Origin of the sequence: Cryobacterium sp. TMT1-19, from assembly GCF_004403055.1 — a bacterium.
Lineage (GTDB): Bacteria > Actinomycetota > Actinomycetes > Actinomycetales > Microbacteriaceae > Cryobacterium > Cryobacterium sandaracinum.
Genome location: NZ_SOHB01000002.1, coordinates 1 through 7,766 on the forward strand (window position 1 = coordinate 1; position 7,766 = coordinate 7,766).

General features: G+C 67.6%; 5 protein-coding genes, 1 tRNA gene and 1 other RNA gene. 1 reads left to right on the forward strand and 6 read right to left on the reverse strand.

The window, feature by feature from the left end; all coding sequences use genetic code 11:
- The 5 genes from E3T40_RS17420 to ffs form a co-directional block, all read right to left on the reverse strand.
- A partial coding sequence (locus tag E3T40_RS17420; protein ID WP_166786526.1) for a transposase occupies positions 1-153 on the reverse strand: 153 nt, incomplete at its 3' end.
- Between the two features lie 222 nt (positions 154-375).
- On the reverse strand, positions 376-1,605 hold the full coding sequence (locus tag E3T40_RS00300; RefSeq protein WP_104193600.1) for an acetate/propionate family kinase: 1,230 nt from the start codon (positions 1,603-1,605) through the stop codon (positions 376-378).
- Positions 1,602-3,863, reverse strand: coding sequence for a phosphate acetyltransferase (pta, locus tag E3T40_RS00305; protein WP_134542370.1), 2,262 nt, complete (start codon positions 3,861-3,863; stop codon positions 1,602-1,604). The genes E3T40_RS00300 and pta overlap by 4 nt, the downstream gene beginning before the upstream one ends.
- Before the next feature lie 3 nt (positions 3,864-3,866).
- Positions 3,867-6,335 carry a phosphoketolase gene (locus tag E3T40_RS00310; RefSeq protein WP_134542371.1) on the reverse strand — a complete coding sequence of 823 codons (2,469 nt, stop codon included), beginning with the start codon at positions 6,333-6,335 and terminating at the stop codon, positions 3,867-3,869.
- A gap of 158 nt (positions 6,336-6,493) precedes the next feature.
- An RNA gene (ffs, locus tag E3T40_RS00315) (signal recognition particle sRNA small type) lies at positions 6,494-6,590 on the reverse strand.
- A 272-nt stretch (positions 6,591-6,862) separates the two neighbouring features.
- Here ffs and E3T40_RS00320 point away from each other — a divergent pair.
- Positions 6,863-6,950: transfer RNA gene (locus E3T40_RS00320), tRNA-Ser, on the forward strand.
- Positions 6,951-7,415: 465 nt separating this feature from the next.
- Here the strand turns inward: E3T40_RS00320 and E3T40_RS00325 are convergent.
- A partial coding sequence (locus E3T40_RS00325; protein WP_241981616.1) for a hypothetical protein occupies positions 7,416-7,766 on the reverse strand: 351 nt, incomplete at its 5' end.

A 7,766-nucleotide genomic window follows, 5' to 3' on the forward strand; every position in this document is an offset into this window, starting at 1 on the left:
CAGCCTCGCGGAGTTGACCCAAGTCCACAGAGTCCGGTGGTTGATCCCGAGCGCTGCGGCGACTTTCACGATCGATTTGTCGCCCTCCGCGACGCGGGCGACCGCGGCAGCCCGAAACTCCGGGCTGAAGTGTTTGTGTTTCTCGTGTTCCATTTGTCTATCCAATCCTGAATTCAGGAGGACTGTCCGGAAACACCGGGTCACCCCACACGCCTGGGGTGACGCGTGTCGCCAAAAACTCCGAAGTTACGTCACCCCGCACCCCGAACCCCCGCATCCCGAGCGCACCGAACCCCCACACGCCAATCGGCCGCCCCCGGAACCCGGGAACGGCCGATCAACAAAAGCATCAACGAGACACAGGAGCCGAAACCCCTACCAACGAACCCCATACACCGACGGATGCGTGCGCTTGACCGTCCCCAGCGTCTGCCGGGCGATCTCCAGCTCCTCGTTCGTCGGGATGACGAGCACGGTTACCCGGGAGTTGTCCGTGGAGATCACGCGCGTCGTGCGGGACTTGGCTTCGTTGCGCACGGGGTCGATTTCGATCCCCATGCCCTCGAGTCCGGCCAGGGCGCCCGCGCGCACGATCGGCGAGTTCTCGCCGACGCCCGCGGTGAAGACGATGACGTCCACGGTTCCGAGCTGCGCATAGTAGTTGCCGACATAGCCTTTGACGCGGTGGAAGTACACGTCGAGGGCAGCCTGGGCGACCGGGTCGCCCGCGACCGCGGCATCCTCCACGTCGCGCATATCGCCGTTGCCGGCCAGGGCCAGCATGCCGCCGCGGCGGTTGAGCAGGTCGTCGAGCTCGGCGGTGGTCATCCCGGCCCGGCGGCGCAGGTGGAAGATCACGGCCGGGTCGATGTCGCCCGAGCGGGTGCCCATCGCGAGCCCCTGCAGCGGGGTCATGCCCATGGAGGTGTCGATCGATTCGCCGCCGTCGACGGCACACACGGATGCCCCGTTTCCCAGGTGCAGCACGATCGTCTTGAGCTCGGCCAGGGGCCGGTCGAGGTAGGCCGCCACGGCCTCCGAGACGAACTTGTGCGAGGTGCCGTGGAAGCCGTACTTCCGCACGCGGTACCGCGTCGCGACGTCCTTGTCGATCGCGTAGGTGTACGCGGCCGGCGGCAGCGTCTGGTGGAACGCGGTGTCGAACACGGCGACGTGAGGCACGTTCGGGAAGCTGGCGCGGGCGGCACGGATGCCCTGCACGTTGGCCGGGTTGTGCAGCGGAGCGATCTCGGAGAGGTCCTCGATGTTCAGCTCGACCAGGTGGGTGATCTCGGTCGGCTCGAAGAACCGGTTGCCGCCCTGCACCACGCGGTGGCCGACGGCGATCAGGTTCGTCTCGGACAGCTTCGGGCCGTGCTCGGCGAAGGCCTCGATCATCACGGCGAAGCCGGCGGTGTGGTCCATGATCGGCAGGTCGCGCTCGGTGCGGCCGTCCTTCGACGTGCCCGCGGTGTGCCGTGAGTGCCCGATCGGCTCGCCGATGCGCTCGACCAGGCCGCTGGCGAGCTCGGTTTCGGTGTCCATGTCGATGAGCTGGTACTTGAACGACGACGATCCGGAGTTGACGACCAGGATGGCGGTCATGCGGACACCGCCGCTGCGGCCGAAGCGGAAGATGCCGCACCAGAAGCCGAAGCTGCCGGGGCGCCGGACTCGGACGCTGCGAGCGTCACGGCCTGGATCGCGGTGATGGCTACGGTGTTGACGATGTCCTGCACTAGTGCTCCTCGGGAAAGGTCATTGATGGGTTTGCGCAGGCCCTGGAGGACGGGGCCGATGGCCACTGCTCCGGCGCTCCGCTGCACGGCCTTGTACGTGTTGTTGCCCGTATTCAGGTCGGGGAAGATGAAGACGGTGGCGCGGCCGGCGACGGCCGAACCGGGCATCTTCGTGGCGGCGACGGCGGCATCCGCTGCCGCGTCGTACTGGATGGGACCCTCGATCAGAAGGTCGGGGCGACGCTCCCGCACGAGGGCGGTGGCGGCCCGCACCTTGTCCACGTCGGCACCCTGCCCGGACTCGCCGGTCGAGTAGCTCAGCATGGCGATGCGCGGCTCGATACCGAACTCGACGGCCGTCTCCGACGCCGAGATGGCGATGTCGGCGAGCTGCTCCGCGGTGGGGTCAGGGTTCACCGCGCAGTCGCCGTAGACGAGCACCTTGTCGGCCAGCGCCATCAGGAACACGCTGGACACGACCGAGACTCCCGGACGCGTCTTGATGATCTGCAGGCTCGGCCGAATGGTGTGCGCCGTGGTGTGCGTCGCCCCGGAGACCATGCCGTCCGCCAGCCCGAGCTGCACCATCATGGTGCCGAAGTAGGACACGTCGGTGACGAGTTCCATGGCCTGCTCGACCGTGACGCCCTTGTGGGCGCGCAGCTTCGCGTACGCCTCCGCGAACTTGCGCCGCAGCACGTCGTCGAAGGGGCTCAGAACCTGCGCCTTGGCGATGTCCAGGCCGAGGCCGATGGCACGCGAGCGCACCTCGAACTCCTCACCGAGAATCGTGATGTCGGCCACATCGCGGGCCAGCAGGGTCGCGGCGGCGCGCAGCACGCGGTCGTCGTCCCCTTCGGGCAGCACGATGCGCTTTTGGTTGGTGCGTGCGCGTTCGAGCAGCATGTACTCGAACATCAGCGGCGTCACCACGTCGGCGCGGCTCACCTTGAGCCGGTCGAGCAGCACGGATGCCTCCACGTGGCCTTCGAAGAGCGCCAGCGCCGTGTCGCGCTTGCGTTGCGAGTCGGCGGCCATCCGTCCGGGCGTGTGTGTGATGCGCAGCGCGGCGTCATAGGAGTTCAGCTCGGTGCTGATGATCGGCACCGAGGCGTCGAGCCCTTCGACGAGCCGCCCGATCTCCTCGGGCAGGGCGAAGCCGCCGACCAGCACGATGCCGGCGATCGACGGGAACGTCGCGGACGAGTTCGCCATCAGAACGGCCAGCAGCACCTGCGGGCGGTCGCTGGGAACCACAACCACGGCGCCCTCGAACAGGCGCGGCAGCACGTTGACCATCGACATGGCCGCCACGACCACGCCGAGCGCCTCCCGGGACAGCAGCGCGGGGTCACCCTTGACGAGCGTGCCGTCGGTGGCCGTGAGGATGCTCTTCATGCTCGGGGCCACGAGGAACGAGTCTTCGGGCAGCGCCCAGACCGGCACCGCGTTGCGTCCGCTGCCGGGCTTCATGTCGGCGTCGACGACGCTCCGCACGGCGTCGATGAGCTCATCGAGCCGAGTCGGATCGGCGCGGTTGACGATCACGCCAAGCAGTGAAACGTGCTCGTCGCGCAGTTCCGCCAGGGTCACGTCGGTCAACTGGCGGATGTCCTCGGCCGTGCGCGGGTCGCTCTGCCCGAGCTGCCGGTCACCCTGGCTGAGCGTGTCGCGCTGGCCGGGACCGACCCGCCCGCCGAGCACCAGCAGCACCGGCACCCCCAGGTTGGCGGCGATGCGCAGGTTGAAGGCGAGCTCGGTGGGACTGCCGACATCCGTGTAATCGGAGCCGATCACGACCACCGCGTCACACTGGGCCTCGACGGCCTTGAAGCGCTGCACGATGCGGCCGAGGGCCGCGTCGGGGTCGAGGTGCACCTCGTCGTAAGTGACGCCGACGCAGTCGTCGTAGGTCAGCGGGGGCTGCACGGTGAGCGCAGACGCACTCGACAGGTGCGAGAGCAGCAGCTCGAGCACGTAGTCGGGGTGGTGCGCCGAGCGGGCCACGGGCCGGAACACACCGACGCGCTGCACCGAACGGAGCAGGGTGTCGAGCACGCCAAGGGCGATGGTGGATTTGCCGGTATTTCCCTCGGCAGAGGTGATGTAGATACTGTCAGCCACGGTTTATACGTTATCTCCGCCGGTGGAGACACCGGCATTGTCGGGGGTCACGCCGACGCCATCGGCGTCCCAGACCCATTCGGTGACGGCGGGGATGTCTTCCCCGAGGTCGCGGGTGTAATTGCGGGCCCGGAGGCGGGCATCCTGCATCTCCTGGCGAAGCAGGGCGGCGCGGGCGCCGAGTCCGGGAACCCGGTCGATGACGTCCATCACAAGGTGGTACCGGTCGAGGTCGTTGAGCATGACCATGTCGAACGGCGTGGTGGTGGTGCCGTTCTCCTTGTAGCCGCGGGCGTGCAGGTTGCCGTGCCCGGTGCGCTTGTAGGTCAGGCGATGGATCAGCCACGGATACCCGTGGTAGGCGAACACGATCGGCTTGTCGGCCGTGAAGATGGCGTCGAACTCGTTGTCGCTGAGGCCGTGCGGGTGGTCCGCCTCGGACTGCAGGCGCATCAGGTCAACGACGTTCACGACGCGCACCGACAGGTCGGGCAGCCATTCCCGCAGGATGGCGGCCGCGGCCAGCACCTCGAGGGTGGGCACCTCGCCGGCGGCGGCCAGCACGACGTCGGGTGAGGTGCCGAACGTCTCGGTTCCGGCCCAGTCGAAGATGCCCAGACCCCGCTTGCAGTGCGCGACGGCCTGGTCCATGGTGAGCCAGTTCGGCGCGGGCTGCTTGCCGGCGACGACCACGTTGACGTAGTCCACGCTGCGCAGGCAGTGGCTGTAGGTGGCGAGCAGCGTGTTCGCGTCGAACGGCAGGTAGACGCGCACGACATCCGCACTCTTGTTGACGACGTGGTCGATGAACCCGGGGTCCTGATGCGAGAACCCGTTGTGATCCTGGCGCCAGACGTGCGAGCTGAGCAGGTAGTTCAGGCTCGAGATGGAGCGGCGCCACGGGATCTCGCGGGTGACCTTGAGCCACTTCGCGTGCTGGTTGAACATCGAGTCGACAATGTGAATGAAGGCCTCGTAGCAGTTGAACAGGCCGTGACGGCCGGTGAGCAGGTAGCCCTCCAGCCAGCCCTGGCACTGGTGTTCGCTGAGCATCTCCATCACGCGGCCGGCGCGGGCGAGGTTCGTGTCACCCTCGTGGAATTCCGCGTTCCACTGCTTGTCGGTGGCCGCGTAGACGGCCGGGGCGAGGCGGTTGGAGGCCGTCTCGTCGGGCCCGAAGATGCGGAAATTGTCGGGGTTGTCACGGATGACGTCGGCCAGCCAGGTGCCGAGAACCTTGGTCGCCTCATCGGTGGTGGCGCCCGGGGAAGGGACATCCACCGCGTACTCCCGGAAGTCGGGCAGCTTCAGCGCCCGGCGCAGCAGCCCACCGTTGGAGGCCGGGTTCGCGCTCATCCGCAGGTCGCCCACGGGGGCCAGCGACGAAACCTCCGCCACGGGGGCGCCGCTCGCATCGAAGAGTTCGCCCGGTCGGTAGGAGGACAGCCACTCTTCGAGCAGTCGGGTGTGCGCCTCGGTGTCGCGGGCGTTGCTCAGCGGCACCTGGTGCGAACGCCAGGAGTCGACGACCTGCACCCCGTCGATGACGGGCGGGCAGGTCCAGCCCTTGGGCGTGCGCAGGATGATCATCGGCCAGCGCGGACGCTCGGTGTCGCCGGCGAGGGCGCGCGCCTTGATCGCGGCGATCTCGTTGAGCACCTCGTCGAGGGTGAGCGCCATGCGCTGGTGCACGAGGAGGGGATCCTCGCCGTCGAAGCCGCCGGCCACGATGTAGGGCTTGTGGCCGTAGCCGCGCATCAAGTCGAGGAGTTCCTCTTCCGGGATGCGGGCGAGCACGGTGGGGTTGGCGATCTTGTACCCGTTGAGGTGCAGGATCGGCAGCACGACGCCATCCTGAAGCGGATCGATGAACTTGTTCGAGTGCCAGCTGGTGGCCAGCGGGCCGGTCTCGGCCTCGCCGTCGCCGACGACCGCGGCGACCAGCAGGTCGGGGTTGTCGAACGCGGCGCCGTAGGCGTGGCTGAGCGCGTAACCGAGCTCGCCGCCCTCGTGGATCGAGCCGGGCGTCTCGGACGAGGCGTGGCTGGGGATGCCGCCGGGGAACGAGAACTGGCGGAACAGGGCCTTGACGCCCTGCTCGCTCTGGTCGACGCCGGAGTAGATCTCGGAGTACGTGCCGTCGAGGTAGGCGTTTGCCACCATCCCGGGGCCACCGTGGCCAGGGCCGGTGACGTAGAGGGTGCTGATCGACCGTTCCTGGATGGCGCGGTTCAGGTGTGCGTAAAGGAAATTGAGCCCCGGGGTGGTTCCCCAATGGCCGAGCAGACGCGGCTTAATGTGGTCCCGCGTGAGCGGCTCACGCAAAAACGGGTTGTCGAGCAGGTAGATCTGCCCTACCGACAGGTAGTTGGCGGCCCGCCACCAGGCATCGACGCTGGCGAGCGCTTCAGCGCTGAGCGGATGCGGTGACCGGTCTGGCCAGAGAAAGGGTTTACCGAATATTTCAGCCATGGTGCCTCCAGGCACTATCGGGGCGGGGGCGTTATCTGCGCCGTCTCATCCTACGAGATGAGGCGAAATCGTTATCATTGCTAACGGCCTGCGGCTGTGGCGGGGCTGTGGCTGGGCTGTGGCTGGGCTGTGGCTGTTTTTCCGGTGCGTGCGGGCATGAAAAAGACTCCTCGCGCACCCACCAGAGCCCGGTTACCCTTGCTACGTTTCCGTCCTGGGGGAGTTGGCCGAGATGGCGCCACGCGAGGAGCCGACCCTTAGTTTAGACGCAAAGCCGGCAAGGCCGAAAACGGGCCGATTCCGAGTCGATTCCGAGTCTGCACCGGGTCTGCACCGGGTCTGCACCGGGTCTGCACCGGGTCTGTACCGGGTCTGTACCGGGTCTGTACCGGGTCTGTACCGGGTCTGTACCGGGTCTGTACCGGGTCTGTACCGGGTCTGTACCGGGCGGCCGGGGCGAGTGTGCACGGAGGCCGCCGAAAACAGGTAAGATTCCCTAGGTCGTTCCTTGAGGGAACGTTCGGCCAGGAGAATTCGCCTAGTGGCCTATGGCGCACGCTTGGAAAGCGTGTTGGGTGAGAGCCCTCGGGGGTTCGAATCCCCCATTCTCCGCCAAATCGTGCTGCAGCACGTGGGCGGGCATTAGTCTCGACGAACTCGACAATCAACTCTCGGGGGTTCGAATCTTCCGCCCCCGCAGGGCTGCTTCCGTGCCCGGATGGGGCTAACTCAGGAGATCCAAGCCGCACGCAAACATCCACCGCCTGATTCCGGGGGCGGGAACCGCAACTGGCCGTGGTTCTCCTGAGTTAGCCACCGACCCGCGGGCATAGCTCCCGCAAAAATCTGCCGGATGTGGCCAATAGAGCCCTGAAACAGCCCCCGCCGAGAATTGGCAGGAGTTATGCACGAAGCGAGGCTCCGACCGTGCCTGGCATGGGGCCAACTCAGGAGATCCGCGCGGACCGCTCCGCCGTGGCCGCAGACCAGTGCGGAGCAGACTGCGGCCGCCCAAGGATCTCCTGAGTTGGCCACGGGAGTGTCGGGGCAGGTCCGGCGACCACCGGCGAGCACCGGGGGCTAGTCGGCGAGCGGATGCCGCGGCGCACGCGGCACGGGCGGCGGCGGCACCGGCTTCGCGGCCACGACATCGGCGAGTGCGAGGACGACCAGACCGCGTTTGGTCTCAACCATGCACCCTGTGTCGGAGACGGACCGCAAGTAACCCACGGCATCCGTGACCCCGCCCTCGATGCGGGTGCGCACCACGATTCGGGTTCCGAGGGTGGTGCTGGAGACGAATTGGGCGGCGGCGAGGCTCATCCGGCTGAGCCTACTCTTCGAGCCCGAGCCGAGCCCAGCCCAGCCGCGCGGCGCCCGGCCCAGCCGCACCCAGCCGCACCCAGCCGCGCGCAGCCCGGCCCAGCCGCA

What these genes read in the sequence shown, in the direction of transcription:
- E3T40_RS00300 (WP_104193600.1), bottom strand. Translation starts at nt 1,605, where the DNA reads ATGACCGCCATCCTGGTCGTCAACTCCGGATCGTCGTCGTTCAAGTAC.
- E3T40_RS00310 (WP_134542371.1), bottom strand. Translation starts at nt 6,335, where the DNA reads ATGGCTGAAATATTCGGTAAACCCTTTCTCTGGCCAGACCGGTCACCG.